Source organism: Streptomyces sp. NBC_00271, assembly GCF_036178845.1.
GTDB lineage: Bacteria > Actinomycetota > Actinomycetes > Streptomycetales > Streptomycetaceae > Streptomyces.
Genome location: NZ_CP108070.1, coordinates 10,087,319 through 10,110,151 on the forward strand (window position 1 = coordinate 10,087,319; position 22,833 = coordinate 10,110,151).

General features: G+C 71.6%; 23 protein-coding genes and 3 pseudogenes. 11 read left to right on the top strand and 15 right to left on the bottom strand.

Translation table 11 applies throughout. The features are described from left to right. Positions 1 to 7 precede the first annotated feature (7 nt). Positions 8 to 766: an IclR family transcriptional regulator gene (locus OG798_RS45895; RefSeq protein ID WP_121414063.1), complete on the top strand. Its 759-nt coding sequence runs from the start codon at positions 8 to 10 to the stop codon at positions 764 to 766. A gap of 98 nt (positions 767 to 864) precedes the next feature. After that, a pseudogene (locus OG798_RS45900) lies at positions 865 to 2,019 on the top strand (PP2C family protein-serine/threonine phosphatase); the annotation flags it as partial. A 341-nt stretch (positions 2,020 to 2,360) separates the two neighbouring features. Here the strand turns inward: OG798_RS45900 and OG798_RS45905 are convergent. From OG798_RS45905 to paaN, 10 genes and pseudogenes are all read right to left on the bottom strand, one after another. After that, a complete protein-coding gene (locus OG798_RS45905; RefSeq protein ID WP_328759028.1) occupies positions 2,361 to 3,251 on the bottom strand; it encodes a CAP domain-containing protein in 891 nt (296 codons plus the stop codon). Between the two features lie 456 nt (positions 3,252 to 3,707). Further along, on the bottom strand, positions 3,708 to 4,826 hold the full coding sequence (gene paaE / locus OG798_RS45910; RefSeq protein WP_328759029.1) for a 1,2-phenylacetyl-CoA epoxidase subunit PaaE: 1,119 nt from the start codon (positions 4,824 to 4,826) through the stop codon (positions 3,708 to 3,710). Beyond that, entirely contained in the window at positions 4,826 to 5,344 is a 519-nt protein-coding gene (paaD, locus tag OG798_RS45915; protein ID WP_328759030.1) for a 1,2-phenylacetyl-CoA epoxidase subunit PaaD, read from the bottom strand. Before paaD ends, paaE begins: the two co-directional genes overlap by 1 nt. Continuing rightward, positions 5,338 to 6,165 (bottom strand): 1,2-phenylacetyl-CoA epoxidase subunit PaaC, encoded by an 828-nt coding sequence (paaC, locus tag OG798_RS45920; protein ID WP_328759032.1) that lies wholly within the window; start codon positions 6,163 to 6,165, stop codon positions 5,338 to 5,340. The genes paaD and paaC overlap by 7 nt, the downstream gene beginning before the upstream one ends. A gap of 10 nt (positions 6,166 to 6,175) precedes the next feature. Beyond that, positions 6,176 to 6,478 (bottom strand): 1,2-phenylacetyl-CoA epoxidase subunit PaaB, encoded by a 303-nt coding sequence (paaB, locus tag OG798_RS45925; protein WP_067360480.1) that lies wholly within the window; start codon positions 6,476 to 6,478, stop codon positions 6,176 to 6,178. Further along, entirely contained in the window at positions 6,475 to 7,473 is a 999-nt protein-coding gene (gene paaA / locus OG798_RS45930) for a 1,2-phenylacetyl-CoA epoxidase subunit PaaA (RefSeq protein WP_328759034.1), read from the bottom strand. The genes paaB and paaA overlap by 4 nt, the downstream gene beginning before the upstream one ends. A 111-nt stretch (positions 7,474 to 7,584) precedes the next feature. Further along, positions 7,585 to 8,460: a 3-hydroxyacyl-CoA dehydrogenase family protein gene (locus tag OG798_RS45935; protein WP_328759035.1), complete on the bottom strand. Its 876-nt coding sequence runs from the start codon at positions 8,458 to 8,460 to the stop codon at positions 7,585 to 7,587. Further along, positions 8,457 to 9,203 (bottom strand): enoyl-CoA hydratase/isomerase family protein, encoded by a 747-nt coding sequence (locus tag OG798_RS45940; protein WP_328759036.1) that lies wholly within the window; start codon positions 9,201 to 9,203, stop codon positions 8,457 to 8,459. Before OG798_RS45940 ends, OG798_RS45935 begins: the two co-directional genes overlap by 4 nt. A gap of 38 nt (positions 9,204 to 9,241) precedes the next feature. Then, positions 9,242 to 10,464, bottom strand: a pseudogene (locus OG798_RS45945) (thiolase family protein). Then, positions 10,457 to 12,181 carry a phenylacetic acid degradation protein PaaN gene (gene paaN / locus OG798_RS45950; RefSeq protein WP_121414056.1) on the bottom strand — a complete coding sequence of 575 codons (1,725 nt, stop codon included), beginning with the start codon at positions 12,179 to 12,181 and terminating at the stop codon, positions 10,457 to 10,459. Before paaN ends, OG798_RS45945 begins: the two are co-directional and overlap by 8 nt. 147 nt (positions 12,182 to 12,328) lie before the next feature. Here paaN and paaI point away from each other — a divergent pair, with 147 nt between their 5' ends. Further along, entirely contained in the window at positions 12,329 to 12,718 is a 390-nt protein-coding gene (gene paaI / locus OG798_RS45955; RefSeq protein WP_121414055.1) for a hydroxyphenylacetyl-CoA thioesterase PaaI, read from the top strand. Next, positions 12,715 to 14,070 (top strand): phenylacetate--CoA ligase PaaK, encoded by a 1,356-nt coding sequence (paaK, locus tag OG798_RS45960; protein ID WP_097223770.1) that lies wholly within the window; start codon positions 12,715 to 12,717, stop codon positions 14,068 to 14,070. Before paaI ends, paaK begins: the two co-directional genes overlap by 4 nt. 77 nt (positions 14,071 to 14,147) lie before the next feature. Here paaK and OG798_RS45965 read toward each other — a convergent pair. Then, positions 14,148 to 15,315: pseudogene (locus OG798_RS45965) on the bottom strand (S1 family peptidase). A gap of 214 nt (positions 15,316 to 15,529) precedes the next feature. Here OG798_RS45965 and OG798_RS45970 point away from each other — a divergent pair. The 3 genes from OG798_RS45970 (at position 15,530) to OG798_RS45980 (ending at position 18,709) form a co-directional block, all read left to right on the top strand. Then, the gene (locus tag OG798_RS45970; RefSeq protein WP_095857568.1) at positions 15,530 to 16,561 is read left to right on the top strand and encodes a medium chain dehydrogenase/reductase family protein; all 1,032 of its coding nucleotides are present in this window, start codon (positions 15,530 to 15,532) and stop codon (positions 16,559 to 16,561) included. A 95-nt stretch (positions 16,562 to 16,656) separates the two neighbouring features. After that, on the top strand, positions 16,657 to 17,247 hold the full coding sequence (locus OG798_RS45975) for an ester cyclase (protein ID WP_328759037.1): 591 nt from the start codon (positions 16,657 to 16,659) through the stop codon (positions 17,245 to 17,247). A 361-nt stretch (positions 17,248 to 17,608) separates the two neighbouring features. Then, a complete protein-coding gene (locus OG798_RS45980; RefSeq protein ID WP_328759038.1) occupies positions 17,609 to 18,709 on the top strand; it encodes a PP2C family protein-serine/threonine phosphatase in 1,101 nt (366 codons plus the stop codon). Positions 18,710 to 18,719: 10 nt separating this feature from the next. Here the strand turns inward: OG798_RS45980 and OG798_RS45985 are convergent, their stop codons facing one another. From OG798_RS45985 to OG798_RS45995, 3 genes are all read right to left on the bottom strand, one after another. Beyond that, on the bottom strand, positions 18,720 to 18,980 hold the full coding sequence (locus OG798_RS45985) for a hypothetical protein (RefSeq protein WP_054232522.1): 261 nt from the start codon (positions 18,978 to 18,980) through the stop codon (positions 18,720 to 18,722). Then, entirely contained in the window at positions 18,967 to 19,233 is a 267-nt protein-coding gene (locus OG798_RS45990) for a DUF6400 family protein (protein WP_121414053.1), read from the bottom strand. Before OG798_RS45990 ends, OG798_RS45985 begins: the two co-directional genes overlap by 14 nt. Before the next feature lie 132 nt (positions 19,234 to 19,365). After that, positions 19,366 to 20,070 (bottom strand): GAF and ANTAR domain-containing protein, encoded by a 705-nt coding sequence (locus OG798_RS45995; protein ID WP_095851030.1) that lies wholly within the window; start codon positions 20,068 to 20,070, stop codon positions 19,366 to 19,368. 258 nt (positions 20,071 to 20,328) lie between these two features. Between OG798_RS45995 and OG798_RS46000 the strand changes: the two genes are divergently transcribed. From OG798_RS46000 to OG798_RS46015, 4 genes are all read left to right on the top strand, one after another. Continuing rightward, on the top strand, positions 20,329 to 20,589 hold the full coding sequence (locus OG798_RS46000; RefSeq protein ID WP_095851029.1) for a WhiB family transcriptional regulator: 261 nt from the start codon (positions 20,329 to 20,331) through the stop codon (positions 20,587 to 20,589). A gap of 113 nt (positions 20,590 to 20,702) precedes the next feature. Continuing rightward, on the top strand, positions 20,703 to 21,137 hold the full coding sequence (locus OG798_RS46005) for an ATP-binding protein (RefSeq protein WP_121414052.1): 435 nt from the start codon (positions 20,703 to 20,705) through the stop codon (positions 21,135 to 21,137). Positions 21,138 to 21,237: 100 nt separating this feature from the next. Then, positions 21,238 to 21,606 (top strand): hypothetical protein, encoded by a 369-nt coding sequence (locus OG798_RS46010; protein WP_095851027.1) that lies wholly within the window; start codon positions 21,238 to 21,240, stop codon positions 21,604 to 21,606. 257 nt (positions 21,607 to 21,863) lie between these two features. After that, positions 21,864 to 22,199: a hypothetical protein gene (locus OG798_RS46015; RefSeq protein WP_095851026.1), complete on the top strand. Its 336-nt coding sequence runs from the start codon at positions 21,864 to 21,866 to the stop codon at positions 22,197 to 22,199. A 70-nt stretch (positions 22,200 to 22,269) separates the two neighbouring features. Here OG798_RS46015 and OG798_RS46020 read toward each other — a convergent pair whose 3' ends face one another. Then, positions 22,270 to 22,728, bottom strand: coding sequence for an ATP-binding protein (locus tag OG798_RS46020; protein ID WP_120986547.1), 459 nt, complete (start codon positions 22,726 to 22,728; stop codon positions 22,270 to 22,272). Positions 22,729 to 22,833: the final 105 nt, after the last annotated feature.

Here is a 22,833-nt window from a genome sequence, read left to right on the forward strand (position 1 = left end):
TGGTCGTATGGGTGTTCGTGAGGGCCCCACGCTGATCACGTCCGTGCAGCGGGCGTTTCGTCTGCTGGAGGCGGTGGGCGCGCACGAGAACGGTGTGCCGGCGAAGCAGCTCGCACGGGAGACGGGGCTGCCCCTGGCCACGGCGTACCACCTGCTGCGGACGATGGTGCACGACGGCTATGTGCGGAAGCTGGGCGACGGCGGGTTCGTGCTGGGGGACAAGGTCCAGTCGCTGCACAGCTCGGGGCGCGGACAGGCGTTGCTGGGGCGGGTGCGTCCCACATTGGCGGCGTTGCGGGACGAGATCACGGCTGCCGCCTATCTCACCTTCTACGAGGAGGGCGAGATCCGGGTCGCGGAGATCGTCGACAGTCCCCGGGCGCCGCGGGTGGATCTGTGGGTGGGGATGGAGGACGCGGGGCACGCGACCGCGCTGGGCAAGTGTGTGCTGCGGGAGCTGGACGACGAGTCGCGCGAGGACTACCTCTCGCGGCATCCCCTGGCGGATCTCACGCCACGGACGATCACGAGTCCGTGGGAACTGTTGCGGCGGCTGGACTCCTCGCCGATGGCTCCGGCCGTCACGGATCTGGAGGAGTACTCGCTGGGGACGGTGTGTGTCGCGGTGCCGGTGTACAGCGGGGAGACACTCGGCTCGCTCGGTGTCTCGCTGCCGGTGAACCGGCTCTCCCGGCTCGAGGAGGTTCTGGAGCGGTTGACGCCGACCGCGAACCGCGTGACCAGGAGCCTCTCGCTCACTATCTGAAATCCCTGTCCTTGTCGCGTCCGACCCGAACCCGTTTCCTGGATGAAACGGACATTTTAGGAGTGCGGGTGGCGCACGGTGAGGACTGCGGACGAAACATGAGTCAGGCCCGAGACCATGGCGGCGCCCCCTGGCCGATAGGGCTGTTCAGGAACCGTGTGGCCGGTCCCGGGGCGTCGGCCCGGACACGCGCTGCCGCACACCTGGCTTCTGGTACGCCGGTACTGTCCGTGCTGATCGTTCTCGGGGTCGTGCTCGTCGGCCTCGTCGGCGGAGCAGGCGTGATCTGGCTCTCCCTGCTCGTGGCCGGGCCCGCGCTGGCAGCCACGACCAGCGGGCCGCGCGGGGTCTTCTGCGTCGGTCTCCTCGCCGCGGTGCTGGGTGCCGCGCTCGGCATGCGGGACGGTGTGCCGGGCCGCGAACTGGTGGCCGTGCTGTCCGCGCTGGCGGCCGTCACTCTCGCGAGTGGCCTGTCCGGCGCGCTGCGGGGACGTCGTGAGCGGGTGCTCGCGGCCGTCCGCTCGGTCGCAGAGGCCGCCCAGCACGCGCTGCTGAGGCCGGTACCGGCGACGGTCGGGCCGTTTCAGGTGGCGGTCCGCTACAGCGCGGCGGCGGCGGAGGCCCGTATCGGCGGGGATCTCTACGCGCTGGTGCCCACTCCGTACGGCGTCAGGCTGATCGTCGGGGATGTGCGCGGCAAGGGGCTGCCGGCCGTGAGCACCGCCGCACTCGTCCTGGGTGTCTTCCAGGAGGCCGCCTACGACGAGCCCGACCTCCTCGCCGTCGTCGCCAGGATCGAGCGGAGCCTGGCGCGCAACCTCGGTACCGACGACTTCGTCACCGCCGTTGTGGCCGGATACCCGCAGGCAGGGCATCTGGAGGTGGTGAACTGCGGACACGCGCCGCCGCTGCTGGTGCGTGCGTCCGGGGGTGTCGTGCCGGTGGATCCCACCCATCCCGCCCCGCCGCTCGGGCTGAGCGCTCTCACGGGCGAGACTCCCAGCCTCCAGGTGCTGCCCTTCGCCGACGGGGATCAGCTGCTGCTCTACACCGACGGGGTCACCGAGGCCCGCAACCACCACCGTGAGTTCTACCCGCTGGCCGAGGGACTGGCGCGCCACCTGTGCGACGAACCGGCGCGCACGCTCACCGCGCTGCACGACGAACTGCTGGCGCATGTGGGCGGCCGACTGCACGACGACGCGGCGCTGCTCCTGCTCCACAAGCCGGCGGTTGCGGACCCGGCGGGTGCCGATCCGGCGGTCCAGGACCCGGCGGTTTCCGGGCTGGCGGTTGCCGACTTGGCGGTTAAGGACCCGGCGGTCCAGGACCCGGCAGTTTCCGACCTGGCAGCTTCCGACCCGGCGGCGCACGACCCGGCCCTTCCTTACCCGGGCGTTCCATACACGGCCGGTCCCGAACCGGTGGCCGAGACCGGTCGCGACGGCTGCCCCGGCTCCGTCCCGCCCCGGGGCAGCCGGATCCGGTTCGCCGAGCGGGTCGGCGAACCGGCGGACCCGGGTGTTGCGCTCGGCTCCTTCACACCGTGCGGGCGCAACGGAGGAGGCTGACGAGGGCCGCCGCGAGGCGTAGGTCAACGGGCCGCGCCGAAGTCCTGCGTCCAGTAGCTGCCGGGCTGTGCGAGACCCACGCCGATCTCCTTGAAGTCGCAGTCCAGGATGTTGCGCTTGTGGCCGGGACTGGACATCCAGCCCGCCATGACCGCCTCGGGGGTGGAGTATCCGAACGCGACGTTCTCGCCGTACGCACTCCAGGTGTAACCGGCGGTCGTGATGCGTTGGCCGGGATCCGAACCGTCGGAGCCCGTGTGCGACATGTTCTGGTGGCTCGCCATGTCCGCGCTGTGATCCTGGGCGGCCTTCGAGAGCTTCGCGTTCAGGGTCAGCGGGGAGCAGCCGACCTTGCCGCGCTCACTGTTGACCAGGGCCACGACACGAGTCACGGCGGCGGATGCCGGGGCCGTCGTGCCCGCGGTGCTCGGGGACGCGCTGGCGGTGGCCTCAGGCGCGGAGGGTGCCGTAGAGGCGGGTGCCTCGGGTGTGGCGGGTGCCGACGAGGCAGGGGCCTCGGGCGCGGAGGGTGCCGACGAGGCAGGGGCCTCGGGCGCGGAGGGTGCCGTCGAGGCGGGCGCCTCCGGTGCGGCGGGAGTCGCGGAGGCGGGTGCCTCGGGCGCGGCGGGCTCCGTCGCGACCGGCGCGGAGGGCGCGGTGGTGGCCTGCGAAGTGGGCTTCTGGGGATGCGCGGTCCACCCGCCGCCCTTCCGCCGCTCCTTCAGGGACGCGCGCTCCTGCAGGGACGCGTTCTGCCAGTTCTTCCAGCTCTGCCGCTGACCGGAGGACTTCGCGTCCGGGGCGCTCTGGTCGTTCATGCACGCCATGGCGGCGGTCGGTACTGCCAGCGCGCTCAGCACGACGGCAGCGATGGTGATCTGCCGGTGGCGCGTCTTCCTGCGGTGCTTGCTCATGCGGGCCTCGCTCGGTCGTCGCGGGGGCGCCACCGGTGGGCCGGCTCCGCACCGGGACTGTGCCTGAGCTGTGGTGACGCCATTTGGGGCCGCCATTGTTAAAACCTGCGTGAGTAAGCGGCAACGAGCGCGACTACTACCCGGCCTCGTAGACCCCGAACGTCCTTGAATCGGGCGTATGGGTGTGCAGACCCGGCTGACCGGAGCGCGCCATGGCCTGACGATCCGTCAGAAGGCTTCATGTGCCCGGAGGGCGGCGTGACGCGATCACGGTTGGCATATGTCAGAGGGACATGCGCACGTATGTCGGATTGCGGGTGGCAAGTCTGGCTATATCGCCCAGGCGCCATGTACTACCGCACCACGTTGATACGCGAACTCGGCGTGACGGATGTCACGCCGAGCTGCCACAACCATTCCCGACGATGGAGATCGCGATGGTGATGGAGGACCGCGTCAGCTGTCGTAGTCGACGGCGAGCGTCTCCGTGACCGGGAACGACTGGCAGGTAAGGACATACCCCGCGTCGACCTCGGCGGGTTCGAGGGCGAAGTTGCGGCGCATGTCGGCCTTGCCGTCGGTGACCAGGGCCCGGCAGGTGCCGCACACGCCGCCCTTGCAGGCGAAGGGCAGGTCGGGGCGGGTCTTCTGGGCGCCGTCGAGGATGCTCCGACCGCGGGACAGGGCGGCGGTCGTGGTGCGGCCGTCGAGCGTGATGGTGACCTCGCTGACCGGGCCCACGGCGGCCGTGTCCTGGTGGTGCACCTCCCGCACGGGCTCGTCGTCCGCGTAGAACAGCTCCTGGTGGACCCGGTCGGCCGGCACGTCGAGCCCGGCCAGCACCCGCTGGGCGTCGCGGACCATGCCGTGCGGGCCGCACAGCCACCAGTGGTCCGCGCCCGCCACGTCGACCAGCGAGCCGACGAGCGCCGACAGCCGCTCGGCGTCCAGCCGGCCGGAGAGCACCTCGGCCTCGCGGGGCTCGCGGGAGAGGACGTGGGCGAGCTGGAACCGGGCCGGGTAGAGGTCCTTCAGGTCGGCCAGCTCGTCGGCGAACATCACGGTGTCGGTGCGCCGGTTGCCGTAGAAGAGGGTGACCGTCGAGCGGGAGTCCGCGGCCAGCACCGACTCGGCGATGGACAGCATGGGGGTGATGCCGGAGCCCGCGGCGATCAGCACATGATGGCCGGGGGTGGCGAGGTCGGGCGTGAAGGCGCCGGTCGGGGCCATGACCTCGACCATGTCTCCGGGGCGTACCTCCCGCACCAGCCAGGCGGAGAACAGACCGCCGGGCACCACCCGCACCCCGATGCGCGGCACCGATCCGGCCGGCGAGCAGATGGAGTACGAGCGGCGCTCGTCACGGCCGTCGATCTCGCGCCGCAGGGTGAGCGACTGCCCGGGGGCGAAGGCGAACTCCTCGGCCAGCTCCGCAGGGATGTCGAAGCTGACCGCGGCCGCGTCCTCGCACAGGGGTTGCACGGCGGCGACCCGCAGGGAGTGGAAGGCCGGCCGACGGCGGGTACGCGGGCGTACCGCCGGGGCGGGGGCGGCCGACTCCATCAGGTCGTCCATCAGATCTCCTTGACGTACTCGAACGGTTCCAGGCAGGCGCGGCAGCGCCAGAGCGCCTTGCAGGACGTGGCGGCGAAGCGGGAGGTCTCCTCCGTGTCCGCCGAGCCGCAGCGCGGGCAGGGCACGGCGGCCCGCCGGGTGGTGGTGAGCACGAGCGGTACCGGACCGGCCGGGCGCCGAGGCGCGGCGCCGGGCGGGGCGATCCCGTGTGCGGCGAGCTTGCGGCGGCCCGCCGGGGTGATCCAGTCGCTGGTCCACGGCGGGTCGAGGACGGTACGGATCTCGACGCGCTCGTATCCCGCGGCGGCAAGCCGCGCGGCCACGTCGGCGCGCATCTCCGCCATCGCCGGGCAGCCCGAGTAGGTCGGCGTGAGGCTCGCGACGACCGTGCCGTCGGGGGCGAGCGACACCTCGCGCAGCACGCCCAGGTCGGCGAGGGTGAGCATGGGCAGCTCGGGGTCGGGCACCTGTTCGGCGATGTGCCGGGCCCGTCGCGCATCGGTCAGTACGCTCACCATGTCGCCCCCGGGTGGGCGCGGGCCACGCTTTGCAACTCGGCCAGCAGCGGCGCCAGATGCTCGGTGTGCTCGCCCGCGCGTCCGCAGCCGGGCAGCGGCCGGTACACCGGCATGGGCAGTCCGCCCGCCTCGGTCACCTGACGCAACACGGCGACGACCTCGTCCCGTACGTCGTAGGCCGTGAACAACTCGCCCAGGTACGGGGCGACCCGCTCCAGCGCCGTACGCATCCTGCGGTGGGACTCCGCCGTACCGTCGCCGAGCCGCACGGCCCACTCGGCCGCGTACTGGCGGTGGTAGGCCAGTTCCTTGACGCCCTTCGCGGCGATGGCGGAGAGCACCGGGTCGGGGTGCGCGGCGAGCCGCTCGAAGTGTGCGAGTCGCCAGCTGGACAGTGCCAGGAGCCGCACGACGGAGAACGCGAAGTCCCCGTTGGGAAGTTCGGCCAGGCGTACGTTGCGGAAGTCGTCGGCGTCGCGGAAGTAGGCGTAGGCGTCCTCGTCGCGGCCCGTGCCGTCCACCTGGCCGGCGCGCGCGTAGAGCAGGCGGGCCTGGCCGAGCAGGTCGAGGCCGATGTTGGCGAGCGCCACCTCCTCCTCCAGCTCGGGGGCACGGGTGGTCCACTCGGCCAGTCGCTGGGCGGACACGAGCGCGTCGTCGGCGAGCACGACGCAGCAGGCCGCCAGCTCAGCGGCGTCCAGCCCGTCCGGCACGGTGGTGTCGACCCCGTGCAGGGGGTCCTCGAAGCCGGTGCCGTACGCCCAGCGGGTGTCGTCCTCGTGTCCCTCGGCGAGGGTCAGGTAGACGTGGTCGTCACTCATGCCCTGCTCCTCAGATGTGCGGGACGTCGTCGGGGATGTCGTAGAAGGTCGGATGGCGGTAGACCTTGTCGGCGCTCGGCGCGAAGAACGGGTCCTTCTCGTCGCGGGTGGAGGCGGCGATGTGCTCCGAGCGCACCACCCAGATGCTCACGCCCTCGTTGCGCCGCGTGTACAGGTCACGGGCGTGGGTCAGGGCCATCGCGTCGTCGGCGGCGTGCAGCGAGCCGACGTGTACGTGGTTCAGTCCGCGCTTGCCCCGTACGAACACCTCGTACAGCGGCCAGCCGTCCTTCTTGCCGTCGATGTCGTTCATGCCGCCGTTTCCTTCCGGGCTCGCTCGCTCTGCTTGGCCGCGTGGGCGGTGGCCGCCTCGCGGACCCAGGCGCCCTCCTCGTGGGCCGTCCGCCGCCGGGAGATCCGCTCGGCGTTGCACGGTCCGTCGCCCTTGATGACCCGCATCAGCTCGTCCCAGTCCGGGGTGCCGAAGTCGTGGTGTCCGCTCTCCTCGTTCCAGCGCAGCTCGGGGTCGGGCAGGACGACGCCCAGCTTCTCGGCCTGCGGCACGGTCATGTCCACGAAGCGCCGGCGCAGTTCGTCGTTGCTGTGCCGCTTGATCTTCCAGGCCATGGACTGGGCCGAGTTGGGGGAGTTGTCGTCGGGTGGCCCGAACATCATCAGCGACGGCCACCACCAGCGGTCCACCGCGTCCTGCACCATCGCCCGCTGGGCGTCGGTGCCGCGCATCATGGTCAGCAGCAGCTCGTACCCCTGGCGCTGGTGGAACGACTCCTCCTTGCAGACCCGCACCATGGCGCGCGCGTACGGGCCGTAGGAACTCCTGCACAGCGGCACCTGGTTGCAGATCGCGGCGCCGTCGACGAACCAGCCGATCACACCGACGTCGGCGAAGCTCAGGGTGGGGTAGTTGAAGATCGACGAGTACTTCTGCCGGCCCTCGATGAGCCGCTCGGTGAGGTCGGCCCGGTCCGCGCCCAGGGTCTCGGCCGCCGAGTACAGATACAGCCCGTGCCCGGCCTCGTCCTGGACCTTCGCGAACAGGATGGCCTTGCGGCGCAGCGACGGCGCGCGGGTGATCCACTCGCCCTCCGGCTGCATGCCGATGATCTCCGAGTGCGCGTGCTGCGCGATCTGCCGGATCAGCGTCTTGCGGTAGCCGTCGGGCATCCAGTCGCGCGGCTCGACCCGCTGATCACGCGCGACGGTCGCGTCGAACTGCTCCTGGAGCCGCTCTTCGGCCGCCGGCCCGACGCCGTCGGCGCCGGTGGCGGCGGAGTGTGTCGTGGTCATCGATACCAGCTTCCCTACCGACCATTCGTTCGGTTCCAGTGTGACGGGTTTCTTCCGGACGGGCAAGACTTTCGTGCGGCCGGGCAGGGCCCGAGGCGCCGCCGGGGCCGCTCAGGGCCAGGCGTAGAAGCCCTGTCCCGTCTTCCGCCCGAGCTCGCCGCGCGCGACCTTGTCACGCAGCAGTCGCGGCGGCGCGAAGCGCTCCCCGAGCGTGGCGTGCAGGTGCTCGGCGATGGCGAGGCGTACGTCCAGTCCGACCAGGTCGGTCAGGCGCAGCGGGCCCATGGGGTGCATGTAGCCGAGACTCATGGCGTCGTCGATGGCCTCCGGCCCTGCGACCCCCTCCTCGACCATGCGGATCGCCTCGAGGCCCAGCGCCACGCCGAGGCGGCTGCTGGCGAACCCGGGGGAGTCCTTGACGACGACGTCCTTCTTGCCGAGGGCGTGCGTCCAGGCGAGCGCCAGCCGTACGGTCGCGTCCTCGGTCTCCGGGGCGACGACGATCTCGATCAGCTCGGAGGCCGGTACCGGATTGAAGAAGTGCATGCCGAGGAAGCGCCCGGGGCGGGAGAGCGCCGACGCGAGGTCGGTGACCGACAGGGAGCTGGTGTTGCTGGCCAGGACGGTCGCCGGGCTCAGGGCCCGCTCGGCGGCGGCGAGCAGCCGGGCCTTGAGCGAGGCGTCCTCGGGGACGGCCTCGACGACGAGGTCGGACGTCCGTGGCAGCTCGTCGACCGAGCCGACGACGGTGACCCGGCCGAGCACGTCCTCGGCGGGCGCGTCGAGCCTGCCGCGCTCGGCGGCCCGCGTCAGCCCGGTGGCGACCCGGTCCAGCGCGGCGGCCGCGGCGTGCTCGCCGCTCTCCACGACGGTCACGGACGAGCCAGCGGCCGCGAACGACTGGGCGATACCGGCGCCCATCCGGCCGCCGCCGATCACACCCACGACGGAGGGTGCGGACGCGGTGCCGGTGACGGCGGTGTTCATACGCTGCTCCTCTTCTCCAGGAAGCGAGTCATCCGCTCCCGCTTGTCCTGTCCCTCGAACAGCACGGCCTGCGCCAGGTCGTCGGCGACCGGATGGGCGCCCGGCGAGTCGACCACGAGCTTGGTCAGGCGCAGGGCCGCGGCCGAGGAGCGGGCCATCCGGTCCAGCAGCGCGTGCGCCTCCTCGAGGAGCCGGTCGGCCGGTACGACATCGATGACCAGCCCGGCCGCCAGCGCCGCCCGCGCGTCCAGGTTCCGTCCGGCGAGCAGCACCTGCTTGGCCACCGACTCGCCGACCAGCTCGGGCAGCCGCCAGCAGGCCCCGGCCGCGGCGAGGATGCCGAGCCCCGGCTCGGGGTTGCCGAACACCGCCTCCCGTCCCGCGATGCGCAGATCGCAGGCGTACGAGAGTTCGGCGCCGCCACCCAGCGCCCAGCCGTCGACGGCGGCGAGGGTCGGCATGGGCAGTCTGCGTACCCGTTCGAACAGGCGGCTGTTGATGCCCTGAAGGGCCTCGTCGCGCCCGCGTCGCAGCAGCTCCGCGATGTCGGCGCCGCCCGCGAAGACACCGCCGTGCCCGGTCAGCAGCAGGAACTTCGGGTCACGTTCCAGCAGGTCGCACACGGCGTGCAGTTCACGGATCATCAGCCCGCTGATGGCGTTGCGGGCCTCGGGGCGGTGCAGGGTGACGACGACCCGGTCGTCGCGCTCCTCGACCAGCAACGTCTCGTACATGCCGCTCATAGGCGCTCCTCGACCGGCGGGGGACTCGTCCGCGGCGCTCACACGCGCTCCACGAGCATCGCGACGCCCTGGCCGACACCCACGCACAGGGTGGCCAGGCCCCGGCGGGCGTCCTCGCGCTCCAGGCGGCCGATCAGCGTGAGCAGGATGCGGGCGCCGGAGCAGCCGAGGGGATGGCCGAGCGCGATCGCACCGCCGTCGGCGTTGACCTTCTCCTCGTCGAGCTTCAACCGCCGTATCACCGCGAGTGCCTGCGCGGCGAAGGCCTCGTTCAGCTCGACCGCGTCCAGGTCCCCGCTCTCCAGACCAACCCGGGCAAGGGCCTTCTCGGTGGCGGGGACGGGGCCGAGCCCCATCAGGTTGGGCTGTACGCCGGCCGAGGCGGCGGTGATGATCCGGGCGCGCGGGGTGAGCCCGTACCGCTCGACGGCCGCCGCGCTCGCCACCACCAGCGCGGCTGCGCCGTCGGACAGCGGCGAGGAGGAGCCGGCCGTGACGATGCCGTCCGGCCGGAAGATGGTCCGCAGGGTGCCGAGCTTCTCCAGGGTCGTGCCGGGGCGCGGACCCTCGTCGCGTGTGACCTCGCCGTCCTTCACCCGCACCGGCACGATCTCGCGGTCGAAGCGGCCGGCCTCCTGCGCGGCCACCGCCCGCTGGTGGCTGCGCAGCGCGAAGGCGTCGGAGTCGGCGCGGGTGATGCCGTCGAGCGCGGCGACCTCTTCGGCCGTCTCTCCCATCGACAGGGTCACCTTGGCCGTCTCGGGACCCGCGCCCGCCGGTACGGCGCGGTCGGTGGACGTGAAACGCGGGTTGGTGAAGCGCCAGCCCAGCGAGGTGTCGTGCACCTCGCCCGGCTTGGCCCACGGGGTGCCGGGCTTGGCCATCACCCAGGGTGCGCGGGTCATCGACTCCACACCGCCGGCGACGACGAGGTCGGCTTCCCCGGACCGGATCGCCTGGGCCGCGTTCGCGACCGCCGTCAGCCCGGACGCGCACAGCCGGTTGACGGTGTAGCCGGGCACGGTGTGCGGGAGGCCGGCGAGCAGTACGGCCATGCGGGCCACGTCCCGGTTGTCCTCACCGGCCTGGTTGGCCGCGCCGAGGACCACCTCGTCCACGGCCTCGCCGGGGATCCCACTGCGCCGCACCGCCTCGCCGACGACCAGGGCCGCCAGGTCGTCCGGCCGTACGGAGGCCAGCGCGCCCCCGTACCGGCCCTGCGGGTGCGGGCACCGTCGATCAGAAAGACCTCGTCAGGCATCTGCGGACTCCTCGGTGTGTTCCTCGGCGGTGGCGGGCCGACGCGACTGGAGCGTGGCGAAACGGCCGGTGACGAAGGCGGGGTCGGAGAGAGTGGCGCTGGCCGCCGGGTTGGCTGCGCTGCCGTGGAAGTCGCTGAAGGCGGCGGACTGGTTGACGAAGACGCCGCCGGTGAGGTTCTCCGACAGGTGCACTCCCGCGTCGAGGGCCGCCAGCTCGGTGGCGGCGAGCACGTCCTCGTCGGTGGAGTGGACGGCGGCGGTCAGCGCGCCGTGCGCGCGCACGGTCTCCCGGAAGATCCGCAGACTGTGCTCGGTGGAGTCGGTGGCGATCACGAAGGAGATCGGCCCGAACCACTCGCGCGTGTAGGTCTCCCGGTCGGCGTCCGCGTCCAGCCGGGCCACCAGCGGCGTACGGACGACCGCGTCCGGGTGTTCGGGGTGCTCGACCGGCGCGGACGCCCGCACCGTACGACCGAGCCCGGCCGCCTCCTCCAGTCGCTCCCGCACCCCGTCGTTGACGATCGCCCCGAGTGTGCCGGCCGCGCGGGCGGGGTCGCCGAGCAGCTTGTCGAGCGCCGCGCCGAGGTCGGCGGCGAACTCGTCGGCGGTCTTCACGCCCTGGTCGGTGGCGAAGCCCTCCCGGGGGACGAGGAGGTTCTGCGGGGTGGTGCACATCTGCCCGCTGTAGAGGGACAGCGAGAAGGCCAGGTTGCCCAGCAGCCCGCGGTAGTCGTCCGTCGAATCCAGGACGACGGTGTTCAGGCCCGCCTTCTCCGTGTACACGGCGGCCTGGCGGGCGTGGGTCTCCAGCCAGTCCCCGAAGGCGGTGGAGCCGGTGAAGTCGATGATCCGTACGTCCGGGTGGAGGGCGTACGCCGCAGCCGTACGTTCCTCGGCGCCCTCCGCCGCGAGGATCACCAGGTTCGGGTCGAAGCCGGCCTCGGTCAGCACCTCGCGCGCGATCCGCACGGTGATCGCCAGGGGCAGGACGGCGCCCGGGTGCGGCTTGACGACGACCGGGTTGCCGGTGACCAGACTGGCGAACAGACCGGGGTAGCCGTTCCAGGTCGGGAAGGTGTTGCAGGCGATCAGCAGCGCCACCCCGCGTCCGACCGGCGTGAACTTCTTCTCCATCAGCAGCGGACCGCCCTTGCGCTGCGGCTTGCTCCAGCGGGCCGCCCCCGGGTGGCGCTTCTGCTCCGCCCAGGCGTACGCCACCGCCTCAAGACCGCGGTCCTGGGCGTGCGGTCCGCCCGCCTGGAACGCCATCACGAAGGCCTGGCCGGTGGTGTGCTGCACGGCGTGCGCGATCTCGAAACTCGCGGCGTTCAGCCGGGCCAGGATCTCCGCCGCCACACCGGCCCGGGCGTCGGGGCCCGCGGCACGCCAGGGGCCGGTGGCGGCCTGCGCGGCGGTCACGGCCTCGTCCGGTGCGAGGCGGGGGTAGGTGACATCGAGCGGGAAGCCGTACGGGGAGGTTTCCGTGGCGGATGTCGTGCCGCTCGCCGGGTGGCCGGGCAGCTCGAAGTGACCGCCCAGCCGCTCATGGAAGGCCGCTTCCCCGGCCTTCGCCGCGTCCTCCCCGTACACCGACTTGCTGGGCGACTCCGGATACGGGGTCCAGTGGCCGCGGCTCGCGGTGGCGGCGACCGCCTGCTCCAGCAGGGCGCGGTGACGGGCGAAGAAGTCCGGACGCTCGGGGAGGTTCTGGGGCATGCGTTCCACCTCTTGACAGGCAGTGGTGATGCTGGATTACTAGGCCGTGCCGCACGCTAACCGAATGTTCGGTCGGGACACAAGGTGGTGAAAAAGGTGACGCAGGCCACAGGTGCGACATCGGCCGGGGCGACGCCCACGGAGGCGATGTTCGCCGCGGACGAGGCGTCCCGGGCGCTCGGCATCGAGCTTCTCGAGCAGGGTGAAGGGACCGCCGTGCTCCGGATGACCGTGACGCCGGCGATGGTGAACGGACACGGGATCGCCCACGGCGGCTATCTGTTCCTGCTCGCCGACACCGCCTTCGCCTGCGCCTGCAACAGCCACGGACCGGTGACCGTCGCGGCCGGGGCCGACATCGACTTCGTCGCCCCGGCGTACGAGGGTGATGCCCTGGTGGCCACGGCACGGGAGCGCACCCGGTTCGGCCGCAGCGGCATCTACGACGTGAGCGTGCTGCGCGGCGACGAGGTGATCGCGGAGTTCCGCGGACGCAGCCGCAGTATCAGAGGCACGACGACGAAGGAGTCGCGATGAACACCGCAGCGACGGCCGGCGCGGCCACGGGACCCCGCCCGGACCGCCTGGGAGAGCCGCTTCCCCAGGATCTGCTGGACGAGGGCGAGCGCCTCACCCGTGAGCAGCTGAGGGAGCTCCAACTCGACCGACTGCGGGCGACGTTGCGGCACGCGTACGCCAACGTGGAGCTGTATCGCAGGAAGTTCGACGAGGCCGGGATCAAGCCCGACGACTGCCGCTCCCTGGAGGACCTGTCGCGGTTCCCCTTCACCACCAAGGCGGATCTGCGGGAGACGTACCCCTTCGGCATGTTCGCCGTCCCGATGGCGGATGTGCGGCGCATCCACGCCTCCAGTGGCACCACGGGCCGCCCCACGGTCGTCGGATACACCGAGAACGACCTCTCCATGTGGGCCGACATGATCGCCCGCTCCATCCGTGCGGCCGGCGGCCGGCGCGGGCACAAGGTGCACATCTCCTACGGCTACGGCCTGTTCACCGGCGGCCTGGGCGCGCACTACGGCGCCGAGCGCGCCGGATGTACGGTGATCCCCGCCTCCGGTGGCATGACGGCCCGCCAGGTGCAGATCATCCAGGACTTCGAGCCCGAGATCATCATGGTCACCCCGTCCTACATGCTCACCTTGCTCGACGAGTTCGAGAGGCAGGGCGTCGACCCGCGCACGACCTCCCTCCAGGTGGGCATCTTCGGGGCCGAGCCGTGGACGGAGGCGATGCGCCGTGAGATCGAGGAGCGCATGGACATCCACGCGGTCGACATCTACGGCCTGTCCGAGGTGATCGGCCCTGGGGTGGCGCAGGAGTGCGTCGAGACCAAGGACGGGCTGCATGTGTGGGAGGACCACTTCTACCCCGAGGTGGTCGATCCGTTCACCGGCGCCGTGCTGCCCGAGGGCGAGGAGGGCGAGGTGGTCTTCACGTCCCTCACCAAGGAGGCCCTGCCGATCATCCGTTACCGGACCCGCGACCTGTCCCGGCTGCTGCCCGGCACCGCCCGGCCCGCCTTCCGCCGCATCGAGAAGATCACCGGCCGCTCCGACGACATGATCATCCTGCGCGGTGTGAACGTCTTCCCGAGTCAGATCGAGGAGATCGTGCTGCGCACACCCGCGGTCGCCCCGCACTTCCAGGTGCAGCTGACCCGGCGCGGCCGGATGGACCACATGACCGTCCGCGTCGAGGCGCGTCCCGGGGCCGGGGCCGAGCAGCGGGAGGCGGCCGCGAAGACGATCGCCCAGGGCGTCAAGGACGGCGTGGGGGTCACCGTCGAGGTGGCGATCGTCGACCCGGAGACCCTGGAGCGCTCGATGGGCAAGCTCCGCCGGGTGAAGGATCTCCGTCAGCAGTGACCTGCGGGTGACCGCGGGAGCGTTTCTCCACGGGCCGCGGGCCGAGCGGGGAACGCTCGGCCCGCGGCCCATGGCCGTCAGGCGGTGACGAGGGTGAGTCCGTACGTACTGAGGATCTCGTTCACGGGCTGGAACCAGGTCTGGCCGCCGCTCGTGCAGTTGCCCCAGCCGCCCGAGGTCACGCCCTGGGCCTGGTCGCCGGTGATGAACGAGCCGCCGGAGTCGCCGGGTTCGGCGCAGACGCTGGTGCCGGTCAGGCCGTAGACGGCTCCCTGGCTGTAGTTGACGGTCTCGTTCTGGGTGAGCACGGTGCCGCAGTGCCAGTGGGTGGTGGAGCCGGAGCGGCAGATGGACGAGCCGACGGGGGCCACGGCCGAGCCGCGGACCAGTACGTCGCTGACGGTGCCCCAGCCGAGCACCACCGGTACGGTCCACCAGCCGTTGCCGATCCGGATGTACGAGTAGTCGTTGCCCGGGAACGACGATCCGGCGGCCCATCGCCGAGCCGTCCCAGCCGGCCACCGAGCTGCCGGCCGAGCCACAGTGTCCGGCGCTCACGAAGCCGCCCACCACGGAGAAGCCTATGGAGCAGCGGGTGTTGCCGTTGATGTAGTACGGGTCGCCGCCTACGGTGCCCGCGGAGAACGTGCGCGGCGTCTGCCCGGTGGCGTAGCTGTGGACCGTGAGCAGACCCGCCTCGCGCGCGGGCGCCAGGAACGCCGTGACCGTCGCGCTGTGTTCCGCGCCCTTGCGGACCTCGGCCACCAGGCTGCTGGTGCGCGGGTCGACATGCCAACTGCGGACGGCTGTGGGGGCGCCGTCCGACGTGGCGGTGTCGTCGAGGGCGGCCTTGGCCGCGTCCAGCATCCGGGCGCTGTGCGCGACCCGTACGACCGTGGCGCCGGTGGCTCGTACGGCGTCGGCCGCCGCGGTGCCCGTGTCGGTGACTCCTACGACGAGGGTGCCGCGCGCCGGGTCGTACCAGGAACCGCCGAACGTCCGCCCCGCCGCCCGTTCGGCCCGTGGTGCGAGCTCGGCGGCGGCGGTTTCACGCTCGCCCCTGGTGCGGGCCTGCGACGCGGTGAGGCCGAGGTCCCGCTGCATGGCGGTGACCAGGCCGGGGGAGAGGGGGCGGGAACTGGACGCTTGTGCCGTCGCCGTGTCGACGGGCAACAGCCCCAGAGTGCACGTGCCGAGGGCCAACAGGACGGACAGGCCCCAGCGAAGACGCGTAACACGTCGCATGGGTGAACCCCTTCCATTCTCAACTGCCGGAGAAGGTATGGACCTTTGGGGTTCAGTGTTGGAAGCGTGTTGCGTGCATGTCAATGGTGTCGTTCCGTCGCCGCCTGTAGTTAGAGGGTGTCACTAAACTTATTGACTCTCCCCTTCGTGTTGAGTTATAACTTCTAACGAACGCAGAAGTGAGTAACCAACGCGGAGCGCAGTGGAGGTCGTCATGAACGCCGAAGGACTCGTCGAGGTCGTACTGCCGGGCAAGGTGGAGCCGGAAGGGCTGGAGATCCGGCACGGAGCCGTGCCCGCCGCGGGCCCCGGCCAGGTCGTGATCCGGATGGAGGCGACCGGGGTCTCCTTCGCGGAGCAGCAGATGCGCCGCGGCCGGTACTACGACCAGCCTGCGTTCCCGTTCGTGCCCGGCTACGACCTGGTCGGCACCATCCTCACGACCGGCGACGGCGTCGAGCCCGCTCTGGCCGGCACCCGGGTCGCCGCGCTGGTCAAGGTCGGCGGCTGGGCGAGCCACGTGCTCGTCGACGCGGCGGACGTGGTGCCGGTGCCCGACGGGATCGGCGCGGCGGAGGCGGAGACCGTGGTGGTCAACGGCATCACCGCCTGGCAGATGCTGCACCGCAAGGCACGCGTCCGCGCGGGGCAGACCATCCTGGTCCACGGTGCCAACGGCGGCGTCGGCTCGGTCCTGGTCCAGCTCGCCCAGGCCGCGGACGTGAAGGTGATCGGCACGGCGTCCGCGCGTCACCACGACGCGCTGCGGGAGCGGGGCGTCATCCCCGTCGACTACCGCACCGAGGACGTGGCCGCACGGGTCCGCGAGCTCGCACCCGCCGGGGTGGACGCCGTCTTCGACCACGTCGGCGGCCGCAGCGCGGTCGACTCCTGGCACCTCCTCGCGCCCGGCGGCACGCTCGTCTCGTACGGCAGCGCCTCCACCCGGGACGACGAGGGCTCCAAGCAGTGGCCCGTGCTCAAGCTGCTCGGCCGGGTATGGCTGTGGAACGCGCTGCCCAACCGTCGCCGCGCCTACTTCTTCAACGTCTGGGCCGGGCGGGCGCTGGCCAAGAACCGGTTCCGGGCCCAACTGCGCGCCGACCTCACCCAGGTCTTCGGAGCCCTCCAGCGCGGTGACGTCACCGCCCAGATCGCCGCCCAACTGCCCCTCACCCGCGCCGCCGACGCTCTGCGACTGGCCGAGTCCGGCACCGTCGCCGGGAAGGTCGTGCTGAACCCGTAGCAGGTTCTTCCGCAGCCGTCCGAACGCGCACCTTGCCGCCGATCGCACACCTCACCCCTGCCATCCCTCCCTCACCCGAAACGCGAGGAACCGCCATGTCCGCCACCCCCACCGCGACCCCCGCCACCCCGAGGCGTCACCGGGCGCGACTGCTCGTCCCCGCGGCGATCGCCGTCCTCGCCTTCACCGCCACGACGGCCGCCGCGGACACCTCACCGACCACCGCGGCCGAGCGGACGGCCACGGCTCACGACCGTGGGGCGGCCGAGCAGAAGCCGAAGGCGATGCTCGACGCGTGGCTGCGGCTCTGGAACGGCGACGTCGCCCAGGCCCCGGGCATCATCTCTCCCGGCTTCCGGGTCCACGCCGCCCTCCTCGACGGCGGTGACGGCAGCTCCATCCGGGGCGTCGACGGCGTGGTGGCCTGGATCGGCCAGACCCGCGCGGCATTCCGCGACCTGCGCTTCACCATCGAGGTCCCCCCGCTGGTCGACGGCCGCTACGCATCGGTGCGCTGGACGGCCACCGGCACCTACGCCGGCGGCTTCCCCGGCGCCAAGGCCCAGCCGGGGACCGTGGTCACCTTCACCGGCACCGACACACTCCGCATGCGGGACGGCAGGTTCGCGGAGTACTGGGTCAACACCGACACCCTGAGCCTGCTCACCCAGCTCCAGGCACTCTGAAGCACGCCCCCCGAGGCAGGGACGGTGACGGGTGTGTCGTCGGCACGGTCCGGTGCCTGACATGCCGCTGAGTGGAGCAATGACGGGTACGCCGTGCCGCGGCGCAGCAGGCTGGGCGTCCTGCCGAAACCGTGTGCCAGGAGTTCCGTGTGAACAGGCTGCATGAAACGAGCCGTCAGTCGTGTCGTCCGCTCGCGGGCCCGCTCTCGGTGCACTCCCCTGCCTTGCTGGTGTCCGCGCTCCCGCCCCTCGCACAGCGTCGCGGGACACCGTGAGGTGGCGGGGCCGTGGCGCGGAGGCGGCGAGCCCAGCGCCGCACCCGAACAGCACGGGCCGCTCACTGCCGGCACCCCCCATGTGGATGCGCTGGCTCCCCCTCTTCTACGTCGCGGCCGTCCTGTTGATCGAGCCCATCACGCCCGTGCAGTGGCCGGTGAGCTTCCTGCTGATCGCTCTCCCGCTGGTGGCCGCCTTCGCCCACGGCCCCGTGATGGTCGTCTGTGTCACCGTCTTCGCCGTGGCGCTCGAAGGGGTTCTGGCCGGTACCCCGTGCTGTGCGGGACGTTCCGTCGGCTACCTGTGGGACCGCCACTACGTGGCCGCCTACTTCTGCACCGTTCTCATCGGCACTCTGGGAACCATCCTGGCCGTCAGCCGGATGCGACGGGAGCGCACGCTGGCCACCGTGCGCTTCGTGGCCGAGATCGCCCAGCGCGTCCTGCTCAGGCCTGTTCCGCACCGCGTCGGTGACATCCTGGTGGAGAGCTTCTACCTCTCCGCCGACGCGGAGGCACACGTCGGAGGCGATCTCTACGAGGCGGTGCCCACGACGTACGGCCTGCGCCTCGTGATCGGCGACGTCCGGGGCAAGGGTCTGTTCGCCGTGGAGACCGCCGCCGCCCTGCTCGGCGCCTTCCGGGAGGCCGCCCACGACGAGCCCGACCTCGCCGCCCTGGCGGGCCGGGTGGAGACCAGCATGAGCCGCCGGGCCGCCGACTACGCCAGCAGCGACATGGCCGAGCGCTTCGTCACCGCGGTCTTCGCGGAAATCGTGAGTCCCGACCGTGTCGTGCGGATCGTCAACTGCGGCCACCCGCCCCCTCTGCTCATCAGCGCCGCCGAAGTCACCGAACTGGAGACGGACCGGTCCTCACCGCCCCTCAACCTCGGTGTGCTCGTCGGTGAGCCGTACCGCACCGACGAACATCCCTTTCGGCCGGGCGACCAGCTCCTGCTGTACACCGACGGCGTCACCGAGACACGCGACCGGGACGGCGCCTTCTACCCGCTCGTCCAGCGCATCCGCTCCTGGGGCCTCCTCCCGCCCCGAGAACTCCTCGACCGGCTCCACCACGATCTGCTCGCCTACAGCGACAACCGTCTCAACGACGACACGGCCGCCCTCATCGCCTACTACATCCCCGACGGACCGCGGGCACCCACCGACCCGCACGTGCTCTGAGCCGGGGCGATCAGCGAGGATCCGGGCGGCCGCTCGTGATGCGGTTCCACAGGGAGCGGGTGGCACCGAAGCCGCTCTCGTGGACCCACACGTGCGTGCAGGACGGGCACTGAAGGTGGAGCAGGCTGCCGGTGTTGGAGAGCAGATAGCGCCAGTGGTCGGAGCAGGTGCGCCGTTGCTCGCACGGTGCGCAGCCGCGACTGTCGTTGCAGTTCGGACAGCTCACCCAGGCACGGCGCCCGCGGTCCGCCTGCGGGTCAAGCGGCAGCATGGCCGCCTCCGCGCGGGGGCAGCACGCCGGCCGCGACCAGGTCGTCGTACAGGCGTTGCTGCTCCTCGTCGAGACCGGAGTACAGCAGGTCGTACGCGGCCTCCTCGCCGCGCATGACCTCCATCGGGTCCCAGTCGGGGCCGAGGGCGGCCAGGACCTGGGCCTGTCGTTGCACCTCCTGCGCGCTGAGGTCGACGGAGAAGTCGACCAGCGCGGGGGTGCCGTCGGGGGGCGGGGGGTTATGTGGGGCCATGAAACGAAACTTAGGTATGCCTTCTTTGCCGGGGCAAGAGGGGGTGGTCGAAGTCACAGCAGGTCGGCGGCGGTTTCGACGGTCTTTGCCGGGTCGCTCATGCCGGATCGCCGCCCGTTGCGCCCGGAGCGGTCAACTGGGCTTTTCGCCGGTTTCGCAGATGCGGCGGGCGATCTCGCGCAGTTTGATGTTGTGGTCCTGGGACGCCTTCTTGAGCAGCTTGAACGCCGAGTCCTCGGTCAGCGCGTAGCGCTCCATGAGGATGCCCATGGCCTCGCCGATCTCGTGACGGGTCTCCAGGGCGTCACCGAGCTGCTGATGCGTACGGGCCGCGGAGAAGGCCACGGCCGCGTGCGAGGCGAGGATCCAGCCGGCCCGCTGAGCGGCCTCGTCGAAGGTGCGCGGCCGGCGGGAGTACAGGTTGAGGGCCCCGAGCTCGTCGTCCTCGGTGAAGAGGAGGAAGCCCATCACGCTCCCCATGCCCAGCCTTCTCAGCTCGGGGGCGAAGTGGGACCAGCGCTCATGCGGCCGGCTCAGGTCCTCGATGGTGTAGATCTGCTGACGGTCGGTCACGGCGTCGAAGCACGGGCCTTCCCGCAGATCCTGCTGGATCCGGTCCGCACGTCGCACCACGTCGCTCGTCGCCGCCAGAGGACGCACCTCGCCCCGCCGCACGGTGAGGATGCCGGCGTCGTCGCAGCCGTTGATCAGAACCGACGCATGCTCCACGACGCGGTCCAGTGTGCCCTGGACCGTGTCCTGGGCCAGCAGATCCCGCGCCATGTCCGCCAGGGCGACGGCGAACTGCTCCCAGACCTCGCCGGGCTCATGGGACATGTGCCACCTGCTTGTTCGTCGAAGCGCCGCCGACGCTCATCCGCGATCCCATCTTGCCACTCGGGCGTCCCCGCCGCGCCGGACGGGCGGGTGGGGGCGCCGTGCCCGTACACGGCTGTCCGCGTCGTTCCTCGTTCAAACCGCGCCGTCCCCGCGAAACCGTCTGTTTCGCAGGTGCGATCAAGGGTGACCCGAAGGAGGACCGAAGTCCGACGAACAACGGATCGCGCAAGACCATCGCGATCACAGGAGGCCCCCATGAACGACTGGCGCGAGTCCGCGGCCTGCCGGAGCGTCGACCCCGATCTGTTCTTCCCCATCGGCAGCACAGGTCCCGCGCTGCCGCAGATCGAGGAGGCGAAGGCCGTCTGCCGGCACTGCCCCGTCCGTGAGGAGTGCCTGAGCTGGGCGCTCGACACGGGGCAGACCATCGGCGTCTGGGGCGGTACGAGTGAGACCGAACGGCGCGCGCTGAGGCGGCGTACGGTCGCCCGCAGGTCCCGGGACACCGGATCGTAGGCACGCGGGTCGCGAAGGGTGGGCGACGCCCGCGCGGTGCGAGGACACCCTGTGCGAAGGCGCGTGGGGCGAGGAAGAGCAAGACATCCCGCCGACGAGACCGGGGAGGCGCGATGGAAAGCGACCCGAACGGGGACGAGAAGGTGCCGGGCGACGAGCCCCCGGGCCTCACCAGCACCTTTCCCGGACAGCTGCGCAACGTGACCGACGCCCGCCTCGTGGCGGACGACTATCTGTGCGCACTCGCGCGGACGTCACCGCCCGGAGCGGCCGAGCACTGGGACGACATCCTGCTGGTGGTGACGGAGCTGGCGGCGAACACCGTCCAGTACGCTCCCGGCCCCTTCGAACTCCGGATCCGCCCCACCTTCGACGGCGTGCATGTCACGCTCCGCGACAGCAGCACGACGCCGCCCGCGCCGCGCCGCGTCGACCCGGCGCACGGCGCGGGCGGAATCGGCTGGCACCTCGTCCACGCGCTCTGCCACCAGGTGAGCGTCGTGGTGCGGCCCGACGGCAAGGACGTGCACGCCTTCCTGCCCTGGTGAGCGCTTCTTCGCCGCCGGCAGGTGTCGGTTCGCGCGACCGGGGCACACGGGACTGCCGAAGGACACATCAGCAGCCCCCGCACCTGAACGAGGTGGAGCAGTGAGCCTGGAGCAGCACCGAGCGTCCGGTCCCGTCGACGACACGGGTGACGAGGTGCCGGAGCCCTCCGACGAAGAGCGTGCCGCCTGGGCGCGGGTACGCCGCGCGGCCACGGGAATGCGCCACCACGAGGCGAGGTCCGCGCTGGCCACCGCCCGCAAGGCGGCTCGCGCGGGTTCGCTCACCGGCCGGGACGCGGTCGTCGCACGGTCGGAGGCCGAGGAGTGGGAGCGGGTCACTGGGACACTCGCCGACCACGAGGGACCCTACGACCCCGCCGACGACCCCTTCGTCCAGGGCGAGCAGGACGCTCGCGACGGCCGTGCCCCCGTTGCCCCTCGCGTAGAGCCACTGCCGCACCAGCGGTGAACGGGACCCGGAACCGGACCGGACCCGGACCGGACCCGGACCGGGACCGGGTTCAGGACCTGGATCGGCGGTGTGCGGTGTGCCCCGGAGCAACCCCGACCGCATTGTCAGTGCCCTCCGCAACAATGCTGAGCAGCGAGAACGTCACCGCTCCCGGCGGTACGCGATCGAACCCGTCCGTCGAAAGGCCGCCCGCACATGACGCCCGCTCTCCGACGCCGTGCCGTGCCGCGAGCCCTGAACGGAGACCGCTGACGATGCTCCGATCCCTCCCGCGCACGCCCGCTCCGCTCGGCCCCGGCGATGCCGAGGTCCTGCGTCTGATCACCGTCCAGCGCGTTGCCGTCTGCCTCACCGTGCATGCCAACGGGCGGCGCCGGTACGGCTACTGGCAGCCCCTCAGTTCCGGTTCCGGGCGCGGTGGTTGTTACGTGGCCCTGCCCACGGACGAGTGCGACGCGCTGCACGCGGCGGGTCGGATCGAGCTGGGCGACCCGGTGGTGGATCCGGCGAAGACCACGTACCCCGTGCGCCCCGTGGTGCGAGGCGCACCCTCCGCGACCGGCACGCCCCGCCAGGCCCTCACGGCGTGAACTCGTTCCGAGCCGCGGCCGACCACAGGAGTACGACGGTGTCGTCGTCCCAGCCCTGGTGGTCCCAGCCCTAGTGCGGTGAGAGCGGTACGACGGCCGTGATGCGCTTGCCGCCGGTGTGGAGTTCCGCGATGGTGATGTCGCGGGCGAGGCGGCAGATGATCGGCCAGCCATGGCCTCCGATCCTCATGGATCCCGGCTCGTCGGGGTGCTCTGCCGGTGTGGGCAGTTCCCGGCTGTGGTCGCTCACCGACAGACGTATTTCCCGGTCGGCCAGCATCACCTCGAACTCGGTGACACCGCCGCCGTGCAGCATCGCGTTGGTGGTGAGTTCCGAGGCGACGAGCAGGGCGTCGCCGACGGCGAGGGCATCGCCCGCGCTGTCGCGCCCGCCGGACCGTCGTACGTCTTCTTCGAGCGCGTGCCTGACCGCCTCGCGCACTTCGGCCGGGCTGCGCGGTCCGGGTGAACGCAGCCGGCCGGGGACGGTCGTGGTGTCGGGGGAGTTCGTCCGGTGCTCCGCACACATGCCTCTCTCCTCTGCGTTCTACCACTACGCCTGACCTGGGAGGCCCAGCGCAAACCTGTCCGTTGCGGCAGGACGCTGTCGGACCGTGACGGTCACACGTACACC

Coding starts and splice junctions, on each gene's coding strand:
- OG798_RS46015 (WP_095851026.1), top strand. CDS start 21,864: ATGCTCCGATCCCTCCCGCGCACGCCCGCTCCGCTCGGCCCCGGCGAT.
- OG798_RS46005 (WP_121414052.1), top strand. CDS start 20,703: ATGGAAAGCGACCCGAACGGGGACGAGAAGGTGCCGGGCGACGAGCCC.
- OG798_RS45905 (WP_328759028.1), bottom strand. CDS start 3,251: ATGAGCAAGCACCGCAGGAAGACGCGCCACCGGCAGATCACCATCGCT.
- paaE (WP_328759029.1), bottom strand. CDS start 4,826: ATGGACGACCTGATGGAGTCGGCCGCCCCCGCCCCGGCGGTACGCCCG.
- OG798_RS45935 (WP_328759035.1), bottom strand. CDS start 8,460: ATGAACACCGCCGTCACCGGCACCGCGTCCGCACCCTCCGTCGTGGGT.
- OG798_RS46020 (WP_120986547.1), bottom strand. CDS start 22,728: ATGTGTGCGGAGCACCGGACGAACTCCCCCGACACCACGACCGTCCCC.
- paaC (WP_328759032.1), bottom strand. CDS start 6,165: ATGAGTGACGACCACGTCTACCTGACCCTCGCCGAGGGACACGAGGAC.
- paaB (WP_067360480.1), bottom strand. CDS start 6,478: ATGAACGACATCGACGGCAAGAAGGACGGCTGGCCGCTGTACGAGGTG.
- OG798_RS45990 (WP_121414053.1), bottom strand. CDS start 19,233: ATGGCCCCACATAACCCCCCGCCCCCCGACGGCACCCCCGCGCTGGTC.
- paaI (WP_121414055.1), top strand. CDS start 12,329: ATGTTCGCCGCGGACGAGGCGTCCCGGGCGCTCGGCATCGAGCTTCTC.
- paaD (WP_328759030.1), bottom strand. CDS start 5,344: ATGGTGAGCGTACTGACCGATGCGCGACGGGCCCGGCACATCGCCGAA.
- OG798_RS45940 (WP_328759036.1), bottom strand. CDS start 9,203: ATGAGCGGCATGTACGAGACGTTGCTGGTCGAGGAGCGCGACGACCGG.
- OG798_RS45985 (WP_054232522.1), bottom strand. CDS start 18,980: ATGCTGCCGCTTGACCCGCAGGCGGACCGCGGGCGCCGTGCCTGGGTG.
- OG798_RS45980 (WP_328759038.1), top strand. CDS start 17,609: ATGCGCTGGCTCCCCCTCTTCTACGTCGCGGCCGTCCTGTTGATCGAG.
- OG798_RS45970 (WP_095857568.1), top strand. CDS start 15,530: ATGAACGCCGAAGGACTCGTCGAGGTCGTACTGCCGGGCAAGGTGGAG.
- paaK (WP_097223770.1), top strand. CDS start 12,715: ATGAACACCGCAGCGACGGCCGGCGCGGCCACGGGACCCCGCCCGGAC.
- OG798_RS46000 (WP_095851029.1), top strand. CDS start 20,329: ATGAACGACTGGCGCGAGTCCGCGGCCTGCCGGAGCGTCGACCCCGAT.
- OG798_RS45895 (WP_121414063.1), top strand. CDS start 8: ATGGGTGTTCGTGAGGGCCCCACGCTGATCACGTCCGTGCAGCGGGCG.
- OG798_RS45975 (WP_328759037.1), top strand. CDS start 16,657: ATGTCCGCCACCCCCACCGCGACCCCCGCCACCCCGAGGCGTCACCGG.
- paaN (WP_121414056.1), bottom strand. CDS start 12,181: ATGCCCCAGAACCTCCCCGAGCGTCCGGACTTCTTCGCCCGTCACCGC.
- paaA (WP_328759034.1), bottom strand. CDS start 7,473: ATGACCACGACACACTCCGCCGCCACCGGCGCCGACGGCGTCGGGCCG.
- OG798_RS45995 (WP_095851030.1), bottom strand. CDS start 20,070: ATGTCCCATGAGCCCGGCGAGGTCTGGGAGCAGTTCGCCGTCGCCCTG.